The sequence below is a fragment of the Mucilaginibacter aquariorum genome, assembly GCF_024498135.1.
Lineage (GTDB): Bacteria > Bacteroidota > Bacteroidia > Sphingobacteriales > Sphingobacteriaceae > Mucilaginibacter > Mucilaginibacter aquariorum.
On the sequence record NZ_JANHOH010000001.1, the window covers coordinates 1,368,387 to 1,395,215 of the forward strand.

The window sequence follows — 26,829 nt, forward strand, 5'->3', positions numbered from 1 at the left end:
TTTTTTCTACTCACTCCATGGGGAATGTAAAATACAATCACAAAAGTTTTTGCGATGAAAATTGGGGATCATAAATGCACATACATCTGCTTTAATATTACCAAAGGTAGTTTCTGTTTTATGCTCAAAGCCCGAGAAGAATGTGGGGATGATCTTATTCTTAAAATCATTTCTTGGAAAGGCAGCTATGATCTCTTCGCGATTTTCCTCGCTAAGGTTTTCATAACCCTCGCCCATAACATCAAGCCCTACCCCGCTGTACATTAGAGCCACTTCGGCCTCTTTATGTTCGGCAATGCCAATGGTAGTATGCAGGGCAATAGTATCCCACACCAACCTTATCGATTCCTGGGCTATGCCATGGCTTTTCAGAAAATCCCGGGCGGCATTTGCGCCATCCACTTCAAAACGTTTATCGGGACTACTGTACTTTGGCGTTAATCCAAGGTCGTGAAATATAGAGCTTACATACAATAACTCAGGGTCGTATACCATGTTATTGCGTTTGCCATTGAGTGATGAGAACAGAAATACCCTTAACGAGTGATTATAAATAAATTCCGTTCCATGTTCCAGTAAAAGCTCCGTGGCCTGGCTGGCTATGGTACTATCGGGGATAACTATCCCGGCTACCGATTTTAATTTGCTAACAGACATTTGATTGTTTTTTTATCAAAAGTAGGTTCGCAAGGCGACCGATGGAATGTTAAAACAGGTTAATCACATGCCAATATTTACAAATTGGGTGCGAAAATCCTGGGGTGATACCTGCGAATTCTTTTTAAAGAAATGACTGAATTGCTCGGGCGTGGAAAAGTTGAGCATAAAAGCAATCTCTTTTACCGGTTGCGAAGAAAATTGTAATGCTCTTTTAGCTTCTGCAATCAGCTGGCCATTGATCAGTTCTTTGGCACCATGCCCGCTACATCTTTTAGATAGCTCTGTTAATTTACGCGCCGAAATACCTAACTGGCGTGCATAGTCTGCAACCTCGTGCGACTTTTTATATTGCTGACTTATAAGTTCTAAAAACTGCCCGTATAGCTGATTTTCAAAACTATCATATCCCCTGGCAAGGGATGCATTAACATTTGCCACCTTTATCATTATTATTTTAAGGTAGGCAGCAAGTGCATCTAATTTATTGCTGAAGTCTGTCTTAAGATATTCCGTGTATAACATTCCAAAAAGCAAACTAAGCTCTTTGTAATCTTCACCATTTAAAGGTAATTGCTGGTTTACAGAAGCATTGTTAAATAATACCGCTTTGCAATTACTCGCGCTTGCCGGTGCCCTTTCCCAAAAACAATCTCCAAACGAAATTTCATACCCAGTAATATACGTTCCTGTTTGAAATTGATAGATCTGCCCTTTAGCGATCAGAAGCAATTGGTTATCTGATATAGGGAAACTCAGATCATCTACCAGTAAATTTCCTTTTCCAAACTGAACAAGAATCATGCGGTGATAAATTAACCGGCAGGCTACAGATTCAAATTTCTTATCCAGATAATCCACAGAAAAGGAATCTTTCAATTCTTTCTCGAAAACCGCTTTGGATATTGACGATAACATAAACTTACCAGTAAATTAAAAATGCAATTTACACTAAATACCTAATTTGGCATCTAAAAACCCAACATCCATTGCGCCTAACCTATTTAATTTGCTTGTAATTATTGTATTTTCGTTTATGCACTACCTTATAGTTCAGTTAACCTGCCTCCTCGGCATCATTTTATTAGTTGTGATGATAGCCGAAAAAATTAAAATAGCTTATCCTATTTTATTACTACTGGTTGGTTTGCCATTGGGTTTTGTGCCGGCCTTAAGGGGTATCGAAATAAATCCCGAACTTATTTTTGTGATATTTTTACCGCCATTATTATATGAGGCCGCATGGAATACGTCATGGAAAGATTTTTGGAAATGGCGCAGGGTTATCTCCAGTTTTGCATTTCCAATTGTTATTCTTACTTCCTGCGTTATCGCTTTTGTTTCGCAGGCAATTTTCCCCGGCTTTACATGGGCTACAGGTTTTTTATTAGGAGGCATCATCTCGCCCCCTGATGCAGTTTCGGCCAGCGCTATATTAAAGCATATTAAAGTACCCAAAAGATTAGTAACTATTGTTGAGGGTGAAAGCCTGTTGAACGATGCATCCAGTTTGGTGGTATTTCGTTTTGCACTTGCGGCTGTTGCTACCGGTAGTTTCATTTTCAGCCATGCTGCGGTAAATTTTGTGTTGGTTATTATTATGGGTATTGCCATAGGTATTGCTATGGCCCTGGTATTTTATACTATACACCGCTGGCTGCCAACAACCACAAATATTGATATCATTCTTACGTTTATTACGCCCTACGCCATGTATATGGTAGCCGAAGAATTTCACTTTTCGGGCGTATTGGCCGTTGTTAGTGGCGGGCTGTTCCTTTCTGTTAGGCGACATAAATTCCTCACGTATCGTAGCCGCCTGCAGGGAGTTAACGTTTGGGAAGCAGTAGCATTTGTGCTGAATGGTTTTGTTTTTATACTGATAGGATTGGAATTTCCGGTTATTATTAAGGGCCTTGGGCCCGATGGTTTAAAGCCTGCTATTACCTACAGTTTGATAATTACAGGAGTATTGATAGTAACCCGTTTTGCAAGCACTTATGGGGCCACTGTTTTCACCGTATTTATAAGCCGATATATCACAGTTGCTGATAACCGGCCGGGTTGGAAAGGGCCAACGCTTCTTGGATGGGTGGGGATGCGCGGAGTGGTGTCACTGGCGGCAGCGCTTAGTATTCCGCTTACATTATCTTCTGGCCAGGCTTTTCCAAATAGAAACCTAATACTGTTCATTACCTTTTCAGTCATCATTGTAACGCTGGTACTGCAGGGATTAACCTTACCGTTATTGGTTAAATGGCTAAACATGGCCGACCGCGATAACGATATTCCTCTACCAAAACAAAGGCAATTGATCAGGAAAAAACTTTCTCACCTTTCTCTAAGTATCCTTAATGACAAATACGCCAAAGAAATGGATGGTAATGGCATACTCAGATCATTAAGCCTGAGATATAATACCGATGTGGAACTGCTGAAAAACTGGGAAACAGAAGATTGCAATGACCGGAATGAAGCTTTTTATAAAGAATACCGTACCATTATGGCCGATCTTATGCAGCAACAACGTGAATTATTACAAACACTCAATAAAAAGGAAAATATCAGCGAAGACCTTATAAGGCATCAATTGGAACTTATTGATCTTGAAGAGGAAAAATTAAGACAATACTTTGGCTTGTAAAAGCATCATGCGGGTAACCGCGATCATTATAATAAACAATTGACCGACCAATGTGTTACTAACAGGAAAATGTAAAAAGCCTATGCCCTCTGCAGTTATTGCCGCTTATGATTATGATGCTGATACGGAAACGCTCACTGTGCGCTATCGGTCTGGCAAGGTTTATAACTACCTGCAGGTACCGGAAAAGGTGTATAAAGAGATGCGGGCTACTATGGCCAAAGGCATTTTCCTAAACAAGAACATTAAAGGGAAATACCCATTTGTTGATGTAACACCTACGTAGCTATTATAATTACCGCATCTTCTTTACCGCCCAAAAGTAAAAGTTAACCCCCTTAATTATTTTGGAGGGCATAGCTGCATGAATGTAACTAGGCTGCTTGCCTCGTAAGATTGTATATCGCCGGTTGGGCAATGAATATTGTAATTTCTGAATGTAAGGTTCCTTTCGGTGTCCCTATTCTTCCACCCGGTATTAATATTTGTTTGCACCCAATCTAAATACTGGCTTTGCCCACCATCATTTATTAGCTGCATAATGTATTGCGCAAATATTGCCTTTAAAACACCCTGTTCGTTAAAATCTCCTTCGGCCGGTAGGATACTGTTGGTACTCATCTTGTTTTTTGTATAATCGGCAGCTAACTTGGCATCATTGAGATAGGCAACGTCTTTTGTTTCTTTATATAACATTACAGCTGCACCTATAGCAGTACCTTGGTTGTAAGTATAATCTTCATATCCCGGCGGGTTATTACCTATTTTATGATCGGCTATCCGGCCATTGGTTGTATCAAACAAATTGGCCTTTGCCCAGCCATAAATTGATTTTGCTTTATCAAGGTAACTTGCATCACCGGTTATTTTATAAAGACGCATGGCCGCGATAACCGTTGGATAATTTATGCATGCATTTTTACCGCTGTGTTTAAAATCCCAAAACATACCGCCATTTACACTATCATACGATCCGTTCCACACCCGGTTAAACCCTGAAATAGCCTTTTGCAAGTACTCAGGCTTCCCGGTTATTTGATTTGCACGGGCAAGCGCTATAACCCACCACATCATATCATCATAAATAAACCAGGTAGTGGTATTGTCCCAGTTATATCCATCATATTGATTAAAACCACCCTGATAAATATCATTAACCCTTGTTAATTGCGCCGGGTCCTTAGTGCGTTCATAAACGTTCATGGCCATATCCCAGTATATAGCTTGTGTCCATATAGCAGCTAAACCATCTTGCCGGGTAGTATTGTAATATAGTTTGGCTGATGAATTGTAAAAGTATTTATTGAACGCTGTGTATGCAGTTGTTGCGTCAGCAGATGTGAAATTATTGTTTGTTTCGGGTTTACCCGGTTTTTCGATAGGCGCCGCCCCTTCTTTGCCTTTACTGCAGCTTGCTACAGTAATAAACAAGCTTGTTAACAGGATATAAGATATTTTTTTCATAGTTAGATGTATAATTACTTTTCGTTAGATAATGAATAAGGGGCGTCGGCCGGTTTAGTCCCTTTTAACTTATTGGGTTGTGCCGACATATTAAAGTTGAGCGTAGCACCTTTTAATAATGCTGAATGACTTAACCAATTGAAAGTATAAGGTTTGCCATTAACATTTAAGCTGGTTACATACTTATTTTGTGAACTGTTATTAGCTGCATTAATGCTGATGGTTTTGCCGTTCTCCAGTTTAACTGTTACGTTTTTAAACAGTGGGGCACCTAATACATACTGGTCGCTGGCTGGTGTTACCGGATAAAAGCCCATTGATGAAAATACATACCAGGCAGATGTTTGCCCGTTATCTTCATCACCGCAATAACCATCGGGTGTGGGTTTGTACATTTTATCTATTACATCGCGTACATGTTGCTGCGTTTTCCAGGGCTGGCCTGCGTAATTGTATAGGTAGGTCATGTGTTGTATTGGCTGGTTGCCATGTGCATACTGGCCCATTCCCGCAATTTGCATCTCTCTTATCTCGTGGATAACGCTCCTGTAGTAACTATCATCAAATACCGGCGGAAGCATAAACACAGAGTCCAGTTTGGTAACGAACTTTTGTTTGCCACCCATCAGGTCAATTAGCCCTTGCACATCATGAAATACACTCCAGGTATAATGCCAGCTGTTACCCTCGGTAAACGCATCACCCCATTTAAAGGGATTAAAAGGCGATTGGAACTGGCCATCCTTATTTTTGCCGCGCATTAAACCTGTGAAAGGATCGAATAGGTTTTTATAATTCAGGCTACGTTTTCTATAAACATCTGTTTCTGCTGCGGGGCGACCTAAAGCTTTACCCAGTTTGTATATCGCAAAATCGTCATAGGCATATTCAAGCGTGCGGGCAGCGTTCTCGTTTATTTTAACATCATAAGGTACATAGCCTAATGTATTATAATAATCTACTCCCCGCCTGCCGGTTGCATTAGGGCCGGTATTGTTGGCCCCGTGTAACAAGGCCTGGTAAAGGGTTTGAATATCATAGCCGCGCCCTCCCTTAAGGTAAGCCTCGGCAACAACCGATGCGGAGTTATTACCCACCATAACATCGGCATAACCCGGGCTGCTCCATTCAGGTAGCCAGCCACCTTCTTTATAATCGTTCACTAACCCCGCCTGCATCTCTTTGTTTATAGATGGATATACCAGGTTCAGGAAAGGATATAATGCCCTGAAGGTATCCCAAAAGCCCGTGCCTGCAAACATGTAGCCCGGTAAAATCTTGCCGTTATATGGACTATAATGTACTATCTGATTCTTAGCATCCAACTCATATAGTTTATTGGGAAAGAAAAGCATGCGGTAAAGGCACGAGTAAAATGTGCGGGTTTGATCTATCGAACCACCATTTACAGTAAGGCGGTTTAAGGTGTTATTCCAGATGGCTTTAGCCTTTTGTTTTGTGTTTGCAAAGCTTTCTTTACCCAACTCTCGTTTTAGGTTAAGCTCTGCCTGTTCAATACTTATAAATGACGATGCTACGCGCAAGTTTACCGCTTCGCCCTTTGTTGTTTTAAAGCTGACTACCGCACCTGCATGGTCGCCGGTGTATTCCAGCTTGCCGTCTTCAAGATCTTTGTTGTGCCATGTTGATGCATTTTTAAACGCTTTATCAATGTAGATAACAAAGTAATTTTTAAAATTGGCAGGGACCGCGCCACTGTTACGGGTGCTATAACCTACTATTTTATTTTCGCCCGGGATGATCTTTATGTATGATCCTTTATCAAAAGCATCAATTACAATATGCGAGCTATCACTTTTTGGGAAAGTAAACTTAAAGCTTGCTGCCCGTTCGGTTGGCGTTATTTCTGTTGTAATATCATAATCAGCCAAATAAACGCTGTAATAATAAGGTTTGGCTATTTCGGCCTTATGCGAAAACCAGCTGGCGCGATCGGTTTCATCAACCTTTATTTTTCCTGTTTCTGGGAAGATAGAAAATTGCCCATAGTCATTCATCCATGGTGATGGCTGATGAGTTTGTTTAAAGCCAACTATCTTATCGGCATTATAGGTATACTGCCAGCCGCTACCCATTTTACCGGTTTGCGGTGTCCAAAAGTTCATGCCCCATGGCAATGCTATTGCCGGGTATGTATTTCCGTTTGAAAGTAACGGCTTTGAATCGGCACCCATCAGAGGGTTTACCAGATCGGCCAGATTTGACTTGTCAATTTGTGCCGAAGCAACTATTGGTAAAAGAGAGAGGGCAATTAAAAATATTTTTTTCATTTAAAAATAGGTGATGAGTAACAGCAGCTGAGATATCAGCTATACTACACATACACGGATACCCGTGTATGGTAGCAATAGCCTTCTTAAACCAACCCCAATAGTTTACCAACTTAAACTAACTTTAATTCCGTCGGGGCTATTTGCAAAACCCAGATATAATGTATTTGAAGACGCGTCCCATGATGTTTTAGCATCGGTTATTTCCTGCCCATTGCTATCGGTAACTTTAGTTACCTTAGGTTTGGCAGGCAGCAAAACGCGCATACTATTTAATGTTTTAATAGGGCTTTTTGCTACAAATGAATAGCTTGCCCCTTGTACTTTTTCGTTATAAACCCGCGCGGCACCAGCCAAAACCTGTGGTTTGGCTTTGTTGGCTACCCGGTTTACATTGTATAATAAAGCCTGCTCGCCCGGGTTGATCGTTTTTTTGGCGAGTACTGGTAATTGCGGATCAAAAAGATCAATTACTGGGCCTTTAATAGTGTAAGGTTTGCTATCGGCGTTTTCATCCATTACCGAAACAACATCATAAGGCCCACGCTCCAGATAAAGGCTGTTTTTAAACACCAGCTTACCGGCTTTAGCATCGCTTTCGTAACCCTGTTTTACCATGTCAATAAACTTAGTATCAGCATTCGCTTCTAATACAAACTCTTTGGGGTTTTGCCTAATCACATAAACCGTTCCTTTGCCAACATTATATTTCTGTTTATCTGCCGATGGGTTGATGTTGAGCGATTTAAACAGATGCTGTGAAGGGGCTGTAAATTTATTTCCTTTGGTGTTCCACCACTCCATTACTGATTGGTATGGGTCATCATCCCTACCGCAATAAATTAAAACACCGCCTTGTTTAACCCAAGCCGTTAACGAAGCGTGCACAGCAGGCGAAACCGGTTTCATATTAGAATAACTCACTACCAATACCTTAATATTTTTTAACGAAGCAGCATATGACAGGTTTTCCATATGAACAGTTTGCACCGGTACACCACGCTTTAACAAAGGCAATGTTTGCCCGTAGAAGTTAGAGAACTGAGGATCTTCGAACCCGTTATGTGTAGGGAACCGCTGAAACATTAATGAATTACTCATTAACACGCCTACGCCGTTAACACCTGTTACTTTATTGGTTGATGCCGGCATACTGTTCAATGCATTTACCATAATTTGCATTTGGGTTGAATAGTATTGTGGTATAAGCACCTTCTCGTTACTGTTGGCCACTTTGTATGGGTGGGTATAGATCCGCTCCGGCCATGGCATTACTTCATAATCGGCAACCATTGGATACAAAAGTTTGGCGGTGAAAGTGGCCTGGTAATTCTTTTTATAATCGCTCCAGTCTCGTGGCCAATCCTCAATAGGGTCTGTCAGGAAAAACATTTTGCGTTTGGTTGGCGCGGTCATTGATACCATTGAGCCATACTCCAGAAAGGCATTTTCAAACACTCTTTCCTTTTTCTGCCCGTCAAAATATGTTGGCTCGCGGGAAGTGCCTGTCCATACCTGGGCTATATAACCGTCTATCCCGGGCAATGATGCAAGGCTGGCTTCGGGACTAACAATTTGCCATGACGAATAGTTAACAAGCGAGTGTGTGGCAATGAACACTTTAATGCTTTTGCCTTTACTTTTGCCATATGCTTTAGCGTAGCTCGAAACTTCTTTAATAGCCTCGTAGTACAGGTGGTATTTGAGTTTGCTCGACAGGTAGGTGTTCTCGGCCGACTCATGCTGTGGTTTCCATGGGAAGCCGTAGTATTTTTGCCATTCTTCTTTAAATGGCGCGCTATAACCTGCTCTTGCCCAAAACTCGGGTTCTTCTAAAAAAATGTTAGTTATCCCTACATCTATCACCCGTTTTATAACAGCGGTTTTCATGTATTCGATAAATGATTTAACCGGCACAACATAGGGCATATCTTTACCATGGAATATGGTATCGCCTTTTTGTGTTACCTGGCCCACGCCAAGGTGATTAATGCCATCCCACTTACCTAAAAAGTAGTCTTTGTAATCGCCCCAGGCTATACCTGTCATAAAATTTGTTTGGTAGCCATGGTCTCGCCATGATTGTACACGCTGTTCAAAGGTCATCCCTTTACGATCGTTAACACCGTAAACGATGGCAATATCAGATCGCACATCAATTTCTGGCATCCATGGGCTGCTGGTTTGAAAAGCAGTTTTTTCTTTTAGAGGGACCGGCTTGGTTGTTTGCGCATTTACACTAATAGAAAGTGCAATTAAGCAACAAGAGGATAAAAGTTTTTTCATAGAGACTATTTATATAATCCTGCTTAAGAACATTAATGTTCTTAAGCAGGTGGTAATAGGGTATCCTAAGGAACAGTTACAGTTTTAACATCTGTATAATTGTAATATTTGAGCCCATAATTAGTTCTGGCTCCAACTCTTAAAAAGTATTCTCTTTTCGTGGGCAGTGGGCCACCCTTTGTGGTTAATGTTATGGTTTGCCCTACTTGCGCGTTCGCGTCTGAGCCATTGTAATCAATTTGCGGCGAGTAACGATTATCGAAATTGTTATTGCCAACAAACTTGTTTGAATTTACAAACAGGTGTACGTCAGTTATGTCCTGCTGAAAGTTTGGATCAGTTGTACCACGGGTAAATTTAAATGATGCGGTTATGGTACCATCTGCATTCAACACCGGCTCACCGATCCATTCGATCCTTAAAAAGGGGTCTACAGAAAAATTAACGTTTGTTGTACCCTTAATATCAACTGTTTGGCTTTTATCAACAATGGTCGCCCCGCTTGCATCTGTTTGCACCAGGGGCACAAACGCGCCCTCGGCACTTATAACATTTTTCCCGGCAAATAACTTGGTGTAGTTAAATGTACCATCTTGCATAGAACTGATATAAAAAGGTGTGGGGTTATCGCTCCAGCTAATTTCTATCAGCTTTATTCTTGTTCCACCTCCCCCATTTTCGGTTTGTAAGGTTTTATTTGTACCCGCGTCAATAACGCTGCCGGTAAGGGTTTCGGTAGGGTCCGGGTAATTATCTAATTTACTGCAAGAGCTGCCGGCCACGGCAACTATGCAGATCGCTATCATATAGAATATCTTTTTCATTCTCGTAATATTAATAACCTGGGTTTTGTATTAATTTTTGACTTTTTTGGATCTCGCCGTTAGGGATTTGCTCATAATACCAGCGCACATCAAATGTGTAGCGCGAGTTCCTTTCATCGGTACGTGCATCAAAGAAGTACTTTTTATCGTTTGCAGAGTAGAATGGCATTAAAACCCTGTAAATGGTCGAATTTTGTTCTTTATCGGCAACTCTCCACCTTCTCATATCCCACCAGGTTTTATTCTCAAAACCTAATTCTTTCCTTCTTTCGATACGGATTACGTTAACGCTTGTCAGATCTGCCGCGCTGGCCAACATGGTTGCGCCTGCCCTTTCACGGATCTGATTTGTTGCCGTAAAGGCATCTTGCAGATAAGGTTTATCATTTTGGCCAAGTGCGTTCAGTTCATAAGCTGCCTCGGCGCGGTTTAACAGTACTTCCGCATAGCGCATCTCGATCCAGGTTTGATCTGAACGATTTTCCAGAACCTCTGAAGTGGGTTTATCTGGCACCAGGAGTTTACGGACCGAAAAGCCTGATATAGCGGCTGTTCCATCGCCGGTAAACACGCCGCTTAAACCTGCGGGGTTCATTGTTCCGCCACCAGGTAGGTTGTATGGTGTTTGGCTTGCGTTTGATGATTGCACAATATTGGCGGTTGGATAGTTAGCGGTTGAACCGGCCGGCAGCAGCGGGCTTATACCACCTGCAGAGCTACCTGTGTAAATTCCCCGGCGGATCTCGATGCTTTGACCTTTAAATACATCGCCCGGCAAAATAACAGTTGCCCTTAACCTTGGTTCGGCATTAGCAAACAGATCAACAGTGTTTGTATACAGATCATACTTGCCTGCTGTTGTTGTTTTAATAGTTCCGTCGGCATTTTTAGGGATGCCATCGAACATTTCAACAAAGTTTAAGGTAGGGTTAACCTCGGCAGAGTAGCCGTTAGCACCCATTAACTGCCTTGGAACATTGTATGCATCGTACCCATGTACAGACTCGGGATAATGATATTGCCTTACAAAGATGTTCTCGGGGCTGGTCTCATCAAAAAACAGGTTAACATAGTTTTGATATTGAGCGTCCTTGTCACCTGCTGCCCAGGCTTTTTTGTACAGGCTGTACTTATTTTCTAATAACAAAGCAGCATCATAAGCAGCTTTAAAATAAGTTACAGCCTTGGTTGAAGGTATACCGCATACCCTTTTACCACCAGCATCTACCAGAGATATCTGGTTATATTTAGCAATAGAACCCGCATAAAGCATTGCCCTTGATTTAAAACCGGCTGCTACGTATTTATTAGCACGGCCCACTTGGTTAGATTCGCTTAAATTTGCGTAAGCGTAATCAAGGTCGGTAGCTATAAAATCGTAAACTTCTTCTTCTGATGAACGGGCTATATTTAAATCATCAACATTTGATGTAGGGAATTGCAATACCTTATCAACAATAGGTACACCGCCATAGCGTTTCACTAATGCAAAATAGGTTGCCGCACGTATAAATCGGGCCTCGCCCATCCACGAATTAACTTCGGCAGGTGTGTAAGTGGCGGCATATTTAGGCATGTTTTCTAAAAAATAATTAACATCCCTTATTAATTTATAGCAATCACCCCATGGCGATTCATCTACATTTTCCTGCATCGCGCTTGACTGATCCCTGCTTAAAGCTTCGCCGCTAACGGCACTGAACGGGCTTATTATCCAAAAGAAATTTAACCCTCTTTGTGGCGAATATCTAAAGTCTTCAATTGGCAATTCGCTGTAAATACGGGCCATATAAGCCTGTATACCACCCGGACTTGTAAAGACGTCTTTATCCTGAACTATATTAATTGGAGGTACATCGAGCTTTTTACATGCTGTTGTCCAGCAAACCAAAAAGCATAATACTGTATATGTAATTTTTTTCATGATCTTAAATTTTATAACTTAACATTTACGCCTAATGAAAACGTTTTGTTGAGTGGATACAAGTAACCATAGGTGCTTGACGGGTGCTCCGGATCAAGGTATTTTAAACCTGTGAAGGTTACGATGTTATAACCGTTCACAAATATCCTGGCTCCTTTTATACCTATCCTTTTTGCAAAATTTGATGGTATGCTGTAACCCAGTTCTGCAGATTTTAACCTTACGTATGAGGCATCCTGTATGTTGAACATGGAATTAACATCGGCAGTAGTACCTGTAAGGGCATATGCACCCGGCACCCATACGGTATTTGGATTGTAAGGGTCGGCATTAGGGTCGGCTGGGTGGTACCTGTCCATAAACTGACTCAACGCGCTGCCTCCGCCCCAAAGCGGTATGTTCAATTGCTCAATATATGACACGGTTACATTTGTTGCACCTTGCCATAATGTATTAAAATCAAACCCTTTGTACGAACCGCCAAGCGTTAAGCCAAACGTGGTTAAAGGCGCGCTGTTATAAGCTATAGGGTGTACATCATCGCCGGTTATTTGTCCGTCGCCGTTCCAATCCTCATACCTGTAATCGCCTACTACCGCGTTGCGGGATGTAAACTGTGTATTGTTTAATATATCCTGATAGTTTTGATACTGGCCGGCAGCCCCATAGCCCCAATAAATATTATTCCATCGGTCGCTCTGGTTATTATGCCAGTTAAGTTGCGAGTTACCTGCGCGGGCCTGTACAACTGTGCGGTTTTTGGTACGGCTGAAAGCAAGGTTTCCTTTTACAAAGTAATTAAAGGCACCAATATGATTGCGGTGATTCAGTTCTATCTCAAAACCCTGGGTCCTGTCGCTGTTTAAATTCTCTTGCGGAAGATCTGCACCGACAACGCTTGGCAAGCTTAATGCCTGGGTACCTAATAACCCAGACCTATCGCGCCTGAAAACGTTAAAAGTTGCGCCTAACAATCCTTTCCATGCTTCAAGATCGAAACCAACGTTATATGTTTCGGCATTAAACCAGGTTAAGTTAGAGTTGGCTATGCCTAAGCTCTGCGCGCCATTTACAAATGTGCCATCGAAAACAGAACCCGGAGGCAATTGATTATTTGAGCCATTAGCCGGATAACGATAACCTGTTAAAAACTGATAAGCTAAAGCTGAGTCATCACCAACTTTTCCGTAAGATGCCCTAAACTTCAGGTCGTCAATAAATGATAGGGCTGATGAGTTTTTCCAGAATTCTTCCTGCGAAATTCTCCAACCTATAGATCCGGCCGGGAAAAAGCCCCATTGTTTAGTTGGCGAAAACCTTGAAGAACCATCATTCCTGAAGCTAAACTCAGCAAGATATTTTGATTTGTAATTATAATTAACACGGCCTACAATAGATTTATTTACATAATTATAAATATCGCCCGAGTTAGCTGAACCTATCTGATTTGTACTGCTGCCAGAAAACAATTGATCAACCGCTAAAGCAAGTTCGCGCTGGGCATAAAAGTTGTCCTGCTGGCGATTGCTCTCTTCATATAACAACAAGCCGGTTATATTATGATTGCCAAAAGAATGATCATAGTTAAGAGAGAACTGTGTTAAAGTACTTGGCCTTTCAAAAAATTCCCGCCTAAACGTAGCAGGTGTTTGATTAGGCACTGCCCCGTAACTGTCTGTATTAGCATCATAATTATATTGATTATATGATTTCTGATAGATCCTGTTACTTGAGTTGTAATAGTCGTAACTGAATAAACCTTTAGCACTTAATCCCGGTACAAAGGGTACATTATAGGTGGCAGACACCTGCGATTGGAACCACTTATTATTATATACCCTGTAGCCGTTAACATCGGCATCTGCAAGGGCAACGGGGTTTGTACCATCAACTTGCCCGTTATTAAAATAATCGGGGTTGTTATTGGCATAGATAGATTGTGTTGGCACCTGCCTCCAGAATGATCTGATTATCCACCATGCATCCTGGTATGGCTGGTTCTTTTGATCCATAGTACCATTGATGTTAAGATCTACAGTAAGGTTTTTATTTATCCTGGTAGATATGTTCGACCGCAGGTTATATCTTTTGTAATTAAGATCATCACTGCGTAAAAAGCCCGCCTGGTTAGTAATACCCATACTAATAAAGTAATTGGTATTCTCGTTACCACCAGTGGCATTTAAGTTATGTTGTGATTGCGGTACGCGGTCTTTAATTACAGGTGTGTACCAATCAGTGCTTACTCTGCTGCCATTTCGGTAAGCTTCAAAATCAGCGTCAGAATATTTCACCTGGCCGCCATTTACATTATGCAGCAATTGCTCATTAACCAATGTCATAAAATCAATTGCGCCTACTGCTTTTGGCAAGCCGGAAGGAACCTGGTAGCCATATGTACCCGAGTAATTAAGCTCAAGCGATCCTTTCTTACCTTTTTTGGTGGTAACTAATATTACACCGTTGGCGGCACGTACACCATATATAGCTGCAGATGCATCTTTTAGTACTGATACACTTTCTATATCATTAGGATCAAGGCGGGTAATATTATCCCGCGGAACGCCGTCAATAACTACCAACGGATCGCCAAAACCGCGAATGCTAAATGAGTTATTAAATGAACCGGGCTCTGCCGAGTTTTGAACCACACGCAAACCCGCTACTTTACCGGTAAGCGAGTTTAAAACGTTCTCGTTTTTGGTTGTGACAATTTCGCTATTGTTAACCGAAGCGATAGAGCCCGTAACCGTAACTTTCTTTTGCGTACCATAACCTACAACTACAACTTCGTTTAATGAAGAAGAGCTTTGTGCCAGCTTTATGTTTAAGGTCTCCTGAGTATTAACTACTACCTCTTGTGGGGTGTACCCTAAAAACGAAAATAAAAGTGTTTGGCCCGAGGCTACATTTAACGAAAACTTTCCATTAACATCTGTTACAATACCTGTTGTGGTTCCTTTAATTGATACAGATACGCCCGGTAACGGCCCGGCATTATCAGATACTACCCCGGTAATAGTTTTGGTTTGTGCAAAAGCTGAATTGCACATGAGTAAAAACAAAAAAGATATAATACAATAATGTACCATCCTTTTGATTTTCACACCATAGCGAATGCCATGGCATCCACCATAATTGGTAAAAATTTCATCCATAAGTAATTTGGTTTAAACTGGTTTATAATTACTCCGGTAACATTGTATTAGGATTGGTTAAGCCATTTACAATTACTTTACCGGCACACAAGTATAAACTGAGGTGTATTAAAAGGAGGGTTAAAAAAGGGGTTAATACAGTTAATAATTCATTAACCGTTATTTATTAACCACTTTTTTAAGAAATAAACAGGTGTATTCGCCGTTAAGGCAATGAAGATTGTTTGGGATGATTATTTGCAGATCTTTTCGAAGTGAACCGGATATTCACTGCCCATTGATTTTTGGTACTCAGTTACAAATTCGTCGTAAACTTTTTTGGCGTAATCAATTCCCTTGATCCGCCTGAGCGACTTAAGTTTATATTTTAAGGCGATATCATTAAAAGGATCGATATTTAGTACCACGCGGCATACATCCAAAGCTTTTTTGTAATCGCCATTTTCGTATAGCTTTTTTATTTCGGGTAAAATTACCGGCATAAGCGATTCTTCAAAACTCAGCTTGGCATCATCCAGCCAGGTTTCGGGTACGTATTGTAAAAGCCCTCCACGTGCAAACAAATCAAATTGATCTGTTATAAATTGTTCTGCTGTGATATTGTGATCATGAATTTGATTAATGGCATCGGTTACAGTAAAATAGTCACAAAAAAAACTTTCACTTAATTTAAAACAGTAGGTATCGTTTAAAAAGCTGAGTTCGACGCCCTCAATATCGGCAATTATATTTCTGAGGTGATTAATTGTAACCCCTTTTATGTTTTTTGTTTTTACAACCTCCTTATCAGGCCATAGTATGGTAGATATTTTTTTAGAAACAACACCATGTGCATCTTTGCTATTTAACAATATTAAAATGAATAGTTGTTTTATCTTGGGGCTAAACAGGTAAGTAATATCCTTCCCGTTTTTATTAAATACAATAAACTCTCCTAATAAATAAACAGCATTGGGTTTTATATCTGCTTCTTTTTTCTTGGTATAAAAGTCGGGTACTATTTCATCGTCAGCCTTTAGTGTATCAGCTTTCGGTTTTGGTCTTTTTATGAAGTACCACACAGCCCCGCATATAAGTATTACAAAGGCGATTAGATATTTATAGGCACCGTTAAACCGGCTTGTACTCGTTTGCTGCGAGCTTAAATAAGCCTGCTGGCTTACCGGCGGGGATGTAAGGGCATAGATCTTGACGGTAGATTGCAACGGAGAAGTAAACTCCTGGGTCGCGCAAAAAAACTCATCCTGCTTTGGATTAAAAAATAAATTAAAATCACTTTCGATCCGTTCTGAAGCAACCGGTATAGTGCCGCTAACTATTTCGTACGAACCATCTTTAACAGAGAATTTATAAAGCCTTAAATTAGTTTTTGGCTTTTCGTGTGGATAACATAACGCATAGAAAAACTTTTTATCTTTTGACAGGATCAGATTATTAGCCGAAACAAAAGGTTCTTCGTCGGGGCTTATTTCCCAACATTTTTTAATAACACGGGTGGTTAAATTAATTCTGTAAAGGTCATAAAAATGCTTCCCTCCAATAATTTGATTGCCCGATTGATTACCATAACCACCAAATATGTAAACTTCGTTGTTTTCATCGGCCTGGCTGCTCCCCGAAAAAAAGCGTGGGGATATTGTATCGCCGGTAAACAATACCTTTTCCCAGCTATCTGTAGTTTGTTGATATTTAAAGAAATCTTTATGATAAGAGAACGAACCATATCCGCCAAAAAGGTAAATGTTGTTTTGATCTTTATCAAAAAATATATTGTGGTGGTGCCTTTGTTGCTTTATTAAAGCTTTACCAACAGCTTCCCATTTTAAAGTACTTAGATCAAGCGCTGCTATGCTATGCAATGAATCTGGCGGTTGTACTTCATAAACATAGCACTTGTTTTGTTTATTGTTAATTATGCTTTTGCCTAGCAAAAGCGTCATGGGTATTTTATTATTATAAGGTTTACTTACTACATTATCTCCCTGTACGTTATACTGTATCAACGAATCTTTTTTAAACATAAACAACATCTGTTGATTTACATCAAAGTTTAATCCTGCTACTTCATTAAGGGTCCGTTTAAATTTAGGTGTCCAAAAGTATGATTCATTTATAAGCCAGGCCGGATGATCTACATAACCAACGGCATCCCCATCACCGGTATGCACGTTGTGCCCATTCCACTCGTTAAGCGGGAAATAATATTTTTTGCTATCATCATTAATAGTCAAATTTTTGATGGCCATATTGGGCACGTCAGAGTAATGCTTATTCTTGCCAAAGGTTAATTCGGGCGTTATTTTACCTTCAAAACCAAAGTCTTTTGCTTTATACCATTTGTTATTTACAAAAAAGCTTACCGTATTGGCTTTTAAGTTGATATCAGCCTTTACCCTTATCCATTTCCGCTTTTTTAATTGTGTTAAATTAAGCGGTATCTCAATCTTATTGCTTTTACTATCAATATTGAAATTTAATGTTGGCGAGCCATTATGGTTAAAAATATAAGTTAGGCTGTAAGAGTTGCCCTTTGTATCGGTTATATTAAATACATAACCTAAGTGATCATTATCCCATAAAGACAAATCAAAACTTATTGATAAATGGTCATTAAACGTAGGTTTATCATCGGCAAAAACAACATACGATGTACGTTTACTTAGTAAACTGTCATTTGAGTTAAATTGCAGCCCCTGTGCGTTGCCTTGTAATGCGGGCAATAGCATTATTAATATATAAATAGCTTTACAAACCGTTTTAGACAGTAATAAAATTCTATTATACAGGCTCATTATAAAAGTGGATGATTGTAGGTAAGTTTAGCACAACCACAAAATTATGTTTTTTCGTGGCGAAAAAAATCGTTTTCTTTTGCTGAAATGGCTTTTTCAGTATCTGCCTGATAATGCTTTGGTTTACAATTTTATAAGCCTCGCCAATGTACCAATAGCAAATCTTTAGCTTTAGAAGGTATCAGTGTTTTCTCCACAAAGGTTGCGCCGCGTAAACCATTTACATACTTTCGCCGTAACCAATATGAAAGTAATTATAGCTGAAAAGCCATCGGTAGGGCGCGAGATAGCCAAAGTGTTTGGCGCTACCACTAAAAAGGACGGTTATATGGAAGGCAAAGGCTACACCTTTACCTGGGCTTTTGGACATCTCTTACAACTGGCCGCCCCTCAAGAATATGGTTATTATGGCTGGAATGTACAGAACCTGCCCATGCTGCCGCAAAAGTTCAAGCTATCCGTCCGTAAGGTAAAAACCAAGGATGGCATGGTGGAAGACCCCGGTGTAAGGAAACAATTGGATATTATTAAGGCCTTATTTGATGAAGCTACCGAGATCATTGTAGCTACAGATGCCGGGCGGGAAGGTGAACTGATCTTCAGATACATTTACTACTACCTCAAATGCAAGAAACCATTTAAACGATTATGGATCTCTTCGCAAACTGATGCAGCGATAAAAGAGGGATTTCGTAACCTAAAGCCGGGTTCAGATTATGATGCACTGTTCAATTCTGCGCATTGCCGTTCACAATCCGACTGGTTGGTGGGAATGAACGCCACACAGGCGCTCAGTTTATCATCGGGCACGCGGTCGGTATTATCGTTAGGCAGGGTGCAAACCCCTACCCTGGCCATGATCTGTGCACGATATTTAGAGAATAAAAATTTTGTGCCGCAAACCTACTACCAGGTCAGTATTCAGCCAGATAAAGATGGGCAAGTGTTTAAAGCGGTTTCTGAAAAAAACTTTAAAACTAAAGAAGAAGCACAGGCAGTGCTTGATCTGGTAGAAGATGTTACTTTAGGTTTCCCACAAGGAGGTCATATTTTAAGTGTGGAAGCCAAGCCGCGTAAAGAACCACCTCCGCTATTGCATGACCTAAGCAGTTTACAACAAGAGGCCAACAAACGCAAAGGTTTTACGGCTGACCAAACGCTAACCTTGCTGCAGAACCTATATGAAAGCAAGCTGGTTACTTACCCACGTACGGGCAGCCGTTATATTGGTGATGATGTGTATGCCGGTGTACCGGCATTAATTGACAAGTTTATGGATCATAAGGAGTTTGGCAAACAGGCCACGCTACTTTCCGGTGCCAAATTGAACAAGCGCAGTGTTAATGCAAAAAAGGTGACTGATCACCATGCGATATTGCCTACCGGCGAAACACCCCACCAGCTTTCAGCTGATCAGCAGGCCATTTATGATATGGTGGCGGGACGGATGCTGGAAGCTTTTCACCAGGATTGTATCAAAGAGATCACTAAAATCACTGTACAATCCGGATCTAAATTTATTGCAAGCGGTACTGTGATCCAAACCGCCGGTTGGCGTTTGGTATTCAATGATAAAGATGAGGAAAAAAAGGATGAGGAAAACGCGACACTGCCCAAAGTAACACAAGGTGAAAACCTTCCTGTTACAGATAAAGCCTTATTAGAGAAACAAACCAAGCCAAAGCCTTTATATAACGAGGCAAGCTTGCTGAAAGCATTAGAGACAGCGGGTAAAGAAATTGATGATGAGGAACTGCGCCAGGCTATGAAAGATAGCGGCCTGGGTACACCGGCTACAAGGGCGGCCATGATAGAAACCTTGCTAAAACGCAATTATATTTCAAGAGAAAAGAAAAACCTGGTCCCTACAGAGACCGGCCTTGCGGTTTATGAAGTAGTTAAACATCAGCAAATTGCACAAGCCGAACTAACCGGTAACTGGGAAAAGCGACTGGAAGAGATAAGAAGTGGCGCTTCGGTTAGTGCATTTCAGGAAGAGATCAAAACCTACACCCGGGCCATTACGCAAGAATTGCTTCAGGCAGGAAAAGGAATGGTGATCAAGGTATCCTAAAGCGCTAAACGGTTCTTACCAAGTATTACCTCGTCAATACATTTACCTATAGTAGTTAAAAGATAATTATCCAGGATATCTTCATTTCTTTGTAACCATGCGTTGCCCGATTTAAAAAGCATAGCTGCTTTACCATCTGCAAATTGTACTTTCCATACTTTCCAGCTTTTGTATAAGTCGGTGGTGATCTGTATTAACTGGGTAGTACCGTCGGCTAATTTTATTCTGTATTTCATAGGTAAATTAAATGTAAGAACCCAACCTCTAATGTTTCTAATACAGCAATAAGTACGTTAAAAAACCTATAATATTATATTCTATTTTATACTTGCAGGCTCATACAAACTAAAGCGTTCATCATCAGTTAGAACCGTGCACTACAACTTTAAGTTGTAAAACAACAAAAATATTTTTTTTGTAAAATTATTGATACAATCAAAGGGTTTTCATTAACTTAGCTTTGCAGTCTACCATCTGCGTGTCCGATCAAATACTTGCGATTTTTATTTTTTTACCTGTAAATTCTAATTGCTATGAGTATTAGTTTACATGCAAATCTACCTAAAGATATCGCTTGTCAATCCGCTTTATTTTCGTTAAATAACAAAATAGACACCAAAGAGTTGGACATAGAGGATGTAGGCAATTTAATTCCCGGCAGCGTTATGGTGCAGGATCTGGATGAACTTACAAACCTGTATATGAACGATAATGGCTGCCGCATACTAAAGCGTTGTAAAGAGGAGCTTAACAGCTTGGGGCCGGCCTATTTTGATATGTTTTTCCCGCCCGAAGAGATCGAAATTTTAAAGATCGAGGTTAGGAAGTTTCTGGAACTCGGCGACCCATCACTTATATATTCCTTCTTTCAACGGGTAAGACCCGATAAAAACAGCGATTATAAATGGTATTTGAGCAATGTAAGGCTTTTCCTTCCCTTTGCCCCCGGCGAAAACCTCAAACTAATAAATGTTGCCATAGAAGTTGATAATATATCCTACGCATCTAAAAAGATCAATTCTATATGTGAGCAAAATGAGTTTGCCCAGAAAAATTACTTTAAATATCTTTTGCTCACCAAACGCGAAAAAGAGATAATAAAGCTGATTGCCAATGGGTATAACAGCCGTTATATTTCAGATACGCTTTTTATATCGTTACATACCGTAAATAACCATAGAAAGAACATTTTGAACAAACTGAACATTAAAGGAATAATTGATCTGATAAAGTTTGCTGCTGCATATAGCATAATATAAAATTTATTTAGGCTGCTTTTTGGCCGTTACTTTCAAACATAGTTACAAATTTAAGCACAGCCGGCAATGCTGCTGTTAAAACACCTAAATAGGTAATTATAGTTGAATAGGTTTCTTGTTGCGATGCGAAGAGAAACGCTAAAACCGCAACAATCAATATCATTAACGGTGTTTTAAGCTTGTTCCAATTACCGTTATCTGTAATTTGCTTCCGTATCAGCATTGCTTCAGACGTGCCGATAGCAGTAAGTATAAAATTCCTGAAGCCTTTATTGAATAAATGTAACGCTCCATTTTTTCGTATAATTAGCCCTTTGCTTACCAGCATAGTGAGGTTATAATCGTCATAGGAGTTTACAAGGCTATCTTCGGCCAGGTCATATAACAAAAACTTTTCTTCCTTTGTTAACGATTGCCATATATACATGTAAAAATAATGGGATGTGACCTGCATTTTAAAAGCAAGGGAATCGCCATCGAGGTAACCGGGCATAATTGCATCTAATTTTTCAAGCGAGGTTACCAGTGGTTCCTGCATCTTGTTTAAGAAGTGCGTATGGCTGGTCTCTTGCAGCAATACCTTTTTCCAGGCTGCCAAATCATCTGATATAGGCAGGTTACTTGTGACGAGCCTATCTATAATTATCTTAAAATGCCCTAATAGTACATGCCATCTTTCCAGGTCATGTTCGGGCTTTCTTCCATCAGCTTGTCGTAAAGTTCTTTCATTAAGCGATTCAAGAAAGTTTACCGGGTGCACAGTAGAGGTGATAAATATTTTGCCTCTGTTCTTCTGCAGCAAATTTTCCAAGAAGTTCAGCTTTATAGAGTTGGTTAAAGCGCTTTGTATATCATATTCAAAGTGGTTAACTATTATAAGCGAAAATTCTCCATTCAAAGCTAATTTAGATATATTGATCCAATCACAATTGGTTTTTAAAGCTTCTTCATTATCGGGAATAAATATCATATCTACTACTAACACATTCCCTAATGAGTTATCGCTTTCATTAAGCACAGCAATTTTTCCATCTTTTCCGTAAATCTTTTTACCGGCTATCAATTGTTTAATTTTTTCCAACTTACCTGAACCTGGAGAGCCAATTATAAACAGCAATGAATTTAGCTTAGAGTTTGTTAAAAGTACCTGATCAATATCTTGCCAGCCAGACTCCTTTGGAAGGTTTAAGGCAAATAATTTACGAATGATAAGATGCAATATCCGCCAAAAAATAAAAAGCGACATGATAAACAAGAACCAATACATTATACCATAATTAGTTAGTGGCAGTATGTGTGGCAGCATATAATTTAATCTGGCGGATGTTAGTGTAAGATACCTGCCGGATGGCAACAAATAAGAAGTAGATGAAGGTTTGCTATCAAACAAACTATTGAATATCAAAGAGTTTCCTGGATGGTTATTATAAAATTCGTCTATCCCACTTTTATCAAGGTTGTTATAGCTCATATTATTAAATAACCATGCAGTTTTTATCTCGGCATAAGAGGGTTCTTGTTTCGGAAGGGCTTTTGAATTAATACTTATATCTTTTATCCAAACATTGTCAGTATAAACGTTTTTTAATTTAATAAGCGAACTGTCATTTGGCGTCGACAACTTTTTTACAACTTCTTGCATAAAAAACGTATGCCTGTATCTGGATGTTAACCTTTCGTTATAGTTATATGATGAGGTATAAAATAGTGCGACAGGTATACCACTGGTAATAATTAACCGGGTAACTATCATTAAGGAGTAGCTGGAACTAAAATCCCAGGAACTTGCCGAAAGCCTGTGCTTTATCCGCCTTAAGCCTCCAAATAATCTTACTGATATTTTTACAAAACCCCATGAAATACCTATCAATACCGCCTCAAACAATAAAAACAGTAACGCCTGACCCTGTATCATGATCAAAGCAATAAAGTTTATAACTATAATTATGGTTAGCAAGGCAGCATTCCCTTTTCTCTTTTCAGAATATTTTAACGGCTCTAGTTTTCTATAACTGTCTGAATAAAGAATATTTAAAAACAAGGTAACGGCCGTTGCCGAGAATAACAGTATGAAAAAAAATTGTAAGAAGCTGGTTATATTATAAAATATAATGAGCAGTAGTATGTTTATAATGTTTAAAACTATTGCCAAATTGTATTGATGATGGTAGCGCGAATCTGGTCGTATCCATGAGATATCAAAATACTGTTTTTCAAAAAAGGATTGCTTTCTGCAAAGAATAAATATGAGTAGCAGTTGAACAATGAGGATCAGAAAAAAGGCGATGAGCATATAAAAGCTAAAAGAGAATATTTTAATATCTCTCATGTTTTTAAACGATGTACTCTCAAATACAAGCACATAGTAAGGCAGATTTTGAATAGGCCTGGCGTAAAACTTATAATCATCTCCCGAATACCTGGCTTCAAAAAAATCGCTTCCCTGACTTGTAATCAAACCATTTAACTTCTGTTTATCCAAAACTTCACTCAGGAAATTCTCGTTAAGATTTTTAGTTGTATCAGAATGATAAAGCACCCTACCTTGCGCATTTACTATGCAATAGAATAAGCCCTTTGGCAATACCGGCTGTTTAAGGCATTTTAGATTGACCGTTAAGGCAGCCACAACAGCATCCTTGTTAACAGATGGAATGGATATAACAGTGGTAAACTTGCCGCTCGTCCATGATACTATCTGGTCTACATAATATGGCTTGCTTAGTTGATTGGCCATGAAATAGGTTTTGCCGGCAACTATGCTTTTAAAATAATCTCTTTCGCCGAAATTCCCCGATGGCGAACTGTCATACAAGGCCGACCAGTTGTTTACTTCCAATCCATTTGCTTGTATCCAATAAACCTTATTAAGATCAAATACCTGAAAAACCGAATCTAACGTTTTGCCATATTTATTATTAAGCCGGGTACTATCAGAATCTGTTTTGGCTATGTTTTTTTTACCAAGGTTTTTCAGATCAAAAGTAAATTTTGAATCGCGCCTAAGGGTGTCAAGCTCATTCAGCAAATTATACGTTTTGTTAAGTTCAGCTATATATCGTTCCTCAATTTTATCAGCCAAATTCTTCTTAACAATCTCAGAATAGCTCATTACAGGCTTAAAAAAAGTATTGTACTTAAAAAAGGAAAAGAATATGAGCGACATAAAAAGCATTGAAACAGCGAACGAAAACATACCATCCATTACGGTGAGCCTGTCCTGGTTACCCATTTGATAGAGCTTTATCCAAGGCATTGCCACTATAACCCCCATTGCTGATATCAAAAGCAGGAGCACAATACTTTGGGGAAGTTTTGTACGCTCAAACTTGTAATTGCTGTTTGTTACCAAACCGGTCATAGTAAGTACAGAATCTTCATTCAGACTTAATTGCTGGGCAAAAAGCTTATAATCTATACCACTCATGTGGGTACTTTTAACATGGCCCTTTAAGAAAGTACTTTTATCGGTTTGTAAAGAATCTGTAGCTATGGCAGTTACGCCGCTTGGGAAGGTTTGATATATGATTTTGCCATCTTTTAACAGAATATATTCGTCGAATATCTTACGCACAAGCAACTGCTCAATAAACTGACTAATGGTATATCTAAGCCCAACCTGGTACTGCCCCTTCCTTAAGTAGATAATAAGCTCCTTTCTGTTAAAATTTAGAATACTGGTGCTATCAGAAAATGGTTTACCGTTTTTAGCGGGTGCCATTTTTTCTACGGGGAGTAGTATAAAGTTCTTACGCGGATAATTGGCTATATACTTATTAAGCCTGCTGGTATCATATGCCGGCGAATTTCGCTCATAGGTAATTAGTATGTTGTTCAGCAATGCTATTGAGTTATTAATTTTAGCATGTATATTTTTCTCAATATTTTGCAGGCACCTAAAACGCTGTTCTTCTAAACGTTTTTGGTTGTTGGGGATATAAATGAAAAAGTATAAACTGCCCAATATAATTACAAACAGTACTGTAACCAATACTACGACCTGGTTTTTGCTAAACGTGAAAAAGCTTTTCATGCTGGTTTGATTATAATTACACAGCTGTAGCGCTTAGCCATCTTGCTTTTGCTTCGCGATAAGTACCATAGCCCAGGTGGATACCACTTCCATCGCCCCTTATAAATTGGTTAGGCAAACATGGATCACTGTTCACGATAAATTTGCTGCATAATTGTGTAATTAAACTCACCTCATCATTAGCAACAGCATCCATATCCAGGTCCATTACTTTAACAAAATCGTCGGCGTTATTGGCGTAGGCTTTTGGTATTTCAAACATTAAACTATCCGGATTTAATACCGGCTTAATGCAGGGGTTTATGCGAACAATGCAGGCCTTATTACTTAGCGATGGATCAATGATAGAATAAGCAATGAATGTTGCTGAATCTGGTGGGTCACCCAAGATACTTGTCGACATTTTTTGAATATCAGATATAAAGGAGGTGCGGCTGTTTGTCATAGCAAGCTTATTATCTTTATTTTTCTGATAAATGGATGCTATACGCGGATCTGTTGAATTTTGATAATCGGGTATTACCGCCCGCCCCCCTGTGCCAGTACCCAATGATAAGATATTGTAATCGCTTAGGGGGATGCCATTGTTATTTGTCATAGCTTCAATAACCCCTGCTAAAATAGGGTTGTTAAAGCCGGATACCGCACCATCCCAATACCATGCCTTGCGGGAATCGTTACCGCCTAACAGGCTTACACTTGCCTCAGCCGGCGAATCAAAATAATTTACCGGTGCGTTGCTTGATGAGTGTATGGCATGGCCAAGCGTGATCTGGTAATACTTTCCGTTGTTAAAAACATCGGTGTGGCTTTTTGTATTTGACCGGAAAAAGCTCGCCCTTTGTTTAAAATAATCAAACCCTACTACGATGATCTGCAAATCGGGTTTGCCAATAATTGCAGGTAATTCATGCATTGGTGTATCAACAATCGACTTTGTAGCTTTTCCCTCTTTTATCAAAGAATCGTACTTTGTAAAAACAGTCCTTAAGCCCTCCATTTTTCTTTTTGCGCTATACTTAGGGCCCAAAACACTTGTTAAACTCGCAATATTCCGCAGACTAAGCTTTTCCCAAAAATTCAGTTTTGAAAATACCAGCTTGCGTTTGCTTTCATCCTCAAAAACCGAGATGATATCACTAAGCAGCATATTATTGCACAAACAGGCTAAAACGAGGCTTCCACCCGAGTTAGCTATCGCCATATCAAAAGTCTTCAAAAGTTCATGTCCGTGTATATCGCCATATATATCTTTGAGTACCCTGGCCTGTATCACAGCCCATGAACCGCCACCATCAAGAGAAAGAATTTTGTATGCCATATGATAAAGTTTAATGTATAATATTGGGTTAGCGGAAATCGTAAAATTTAAAGTATTTTACGCCTTATTTAGAAGTTAAATATTTAAATTTAGATTAAATAC

Annotated in this window: 16 protein-coding genes; 4 read left to right on the top strand and 12 right to left on the bottom strand. The window is 39.7% G+C overall.

Features of this window, described 5'->3' with window-relative positions:
- Positions 1–6 precede the first annotated feature (6 nt).
- Positions 7–657 carry an HD domain-containing protein gene (locus NPE20_RS05960; RefSeq protein WP_256537696.1) on the bottom strand — a complete coding sequence of 217 codons (651 nt, stop codon included), beginning with the start codon at positions 655–657 and terminating at the stop codon, positions 7–9.
- 63 nt (positions 658–720) lie between these two features.
- The gene (locus NPE20_RS05965) at positions 721–1,575 is read right to left on the bottom strand and encodes a helix-turn-helix domain-containing protein (RefSeq protein WP_256537697.1); all 855 of its coding nucleotides are present in this window, start codon (positions 1,573–1,575) and stop codon (positions 721–723) included.
- Between the two features lie 46 nt (positions 1,576–1,621).
- On the opposite strand from NPE20_RS05965, the gene NPE20_RS05970 reads away from it, so the two are divergent.
- Both NPE20_RS05970 and NPE20_RS05975 read left to right on the top strand, forming a co-directional pair.
- The gene (locus NPE20_RS05970; RefSeq protein ID WP_354003219.1) at positions 1,622–3,301 is read left to right on the top strand and encodes a Na+/H+ antiporter; all 1,680 of its coding nucleotides are present in this window, start codon (positions 1,622–1,624) and stop codon (positions 3,299–3,301) included.
- Between the two features lie 82 nt (positions 3,302–3,383).
- Positions 3,384–3,587, top strand: coding sequence for a KTSC domain-containing protein (locus tag NPE20_RS05975; RefSeq protein ID WP_256537698.1), 204 nt, complete (start codon positions 3,384–3,386; stop codon positions 3,585–3,587).
- 56 nt (positions 3,588–3,643) lie between these two features.
- Here the strand turns inward: NPE20_RS05975 and NPE20_RS05980 are convergent, their stop codons facing one another.
- The 7 genes from NPE20_RS05980 to NPE20_RS06010 all read right to left on the bottom strand — a co-directional run bounded on the left by NPE20_RS05980 (position 3,644) and on the right by NPE20_RS06010 (position 17,974).
- Complete coding sequence (locus NPE20_RS05980) at positions 3,644–4,765, bottom strand: glycoside hydrolase family 76 protein (RefSeq protein ID WP_256537699.1); 1,122 nt, start codon at positions 4,763–4,765, stop codon at positions 3,644–3,646.
- A 14-nt stretch (positions 4,766–4,779) separates the two neighbouring features.
- Positions 4,780–7,056 carry a GH92 family glycosyl hydrolase gene (locus tag NPE20_RS05985; RefSeq protein ID WP_256537700.1) on the bottom strand — a complete coding sequence of 759 codons (2,277 nt, stop codon included), beginning with the start codon at positions 7,054–7,056 and terminating at the stop codon, positions 4,780–4,782.
- 105 nt (positions 7,057–7,161) lie between these two features.
- Positions 7,162–9,342 carry a type 1 glutamine amidotransferase family protein gene (locus NPE20_RS05990; RefSeq protein WP_256537701.1) on the bottom strand — a complete coding sequence of 727 codons (2,181 nt, stop codon included), beginning with the start codon at positions 9,340–9,342 and terminating at the stop codon, positions 7,162–7,164.
- 65 nt (positions 9,343–9,407) lie between these two features.
- Complete coding sequence (locus NPE20_RS05995; protein ID WP_256537702.1) at positions 9,408–10,166, bottom strand: DUF3823 domain-containing protein; 759 nt, start codon at positions 10,164–10,166, stop codon at positions 9,408–9,410.
- A 10-nt stretch (positions 10,167–10,176) separates the two neighbouring features.
- A complete protein-coding gene (locus tag NPE20_RS06000) occupies positions 10,177–12,090 on the bottom strand; it encodes a RagB/SusD family nutrient uptake outer membrane protein (protein WP_256537703.1) in 1,914 nt (637 codons plus the stop codon).
- 11 nt (positions 12,091–12,101) lie between these two features.
- The gene (locus tag NPE20_RS06005) at positions 12,102–15,143 is read right to left on the bottom strand and encodes a SusC/RagA family TonB-linked outer membrane protein (RefSeq protein WP_256537704.1); all 3,042 of its coding nucleotides are present in this window, start codon (positions 15,141–15,143) and stop codon (positions 12,102–12,104) included.
- Positions 15,144–15,481: 338 nt separating this feature from the next.
- Entirely contained in the window at positions 15,482–17,974 is a 2,493-nt protein-coding gene (locus NPE20_RS06010; protein ID WP_256537705.1) for a Kelch repeat-containing protein, read from the bottom strand.
- A gap of 310 nt (positions 17,975–18,284) precedes the next feature.
- Between NPE20_RS06010 and NPE20_RS06015 the strand changes: the two genes are divergently transcribed.
- Entirely contained in the window at positions 18,285–20,114 is a 1,830-nt protein-coding gene (locus NPE20_RS06015) for a DNA topoisomerase 3 (protein WP_256537706.1), read from the top strand.
- On the opposite strand, the gene NPE20_RS06020 is transcribed toward NPE20_RS06015, so the two are convergent.
- The gene (locus NPE20_RS06020) at positions 20,111–20,350 is read right to left on the bottom strand and encodes a hypothetical protein (protein WP_256537707.1); all 240 of its coding nucleotides are present in this window, start codon (positions 20,348–20,350) and stop codon (positions 20,111–20,113) included. The two genes, NPE20_RS06015 and NPE20_RS06020, sit on opposite strands and share 4 nt — an antisense overlap.
- A gap of 297 nt (positions 20,351–20,647) precedes the next feature.
- Between NPE20_RS06020 and NPE20_RS06025 the strand changes: the two genes are divergently transcribed.
- On the top strand, positions 20,648–21,373 hold the full coding sequence (locus NPE20_RS06025) for a response regulator transcription factor (protein ID WP_256537708.1): 726 nt from the start codon (positions 20,648–20,650) through the stop codon (positions 21,371–21,373).
- 7 nt (positions 21,374–21,380) lie between these two features.
- On the opposite strand, the gene NPE20_RS06030 is transcribed toward NPE20_RS06025, so the two are convergent.
- Both NPE20_RS06030 and NPE20_RS06035 read right to left on the bottom strand, forming a co-directional pair.
- Positions 21,381–25,406, bottom strand: a complete 4,026-nt coding sequence (locus NPE20_RS06030) for a cache domain-containing protein (RefSeq protein ID WP_256537709.1) — start codon at positions 25,404–25,406, stop codon at positions 21,381–21,383.
- Positions 25,407–25,422: 16 nt separating this feature from the next.
- Positions 25,423–26,727 carry a patatin-like phospholipase family protein gene (locus NPE20_RS06035; RefSeq protein ID WP_256537710.1) on the bottom strand — a complete coding sequence of 435 codons (1,305 nt, stop codon included), beginning with the start codon at positions 26,725–26,727 and terminating at the stop codon, positions 25,423–25,425.
- Positions 26,728–26,829: the final 102 nt, after the last annotated feature.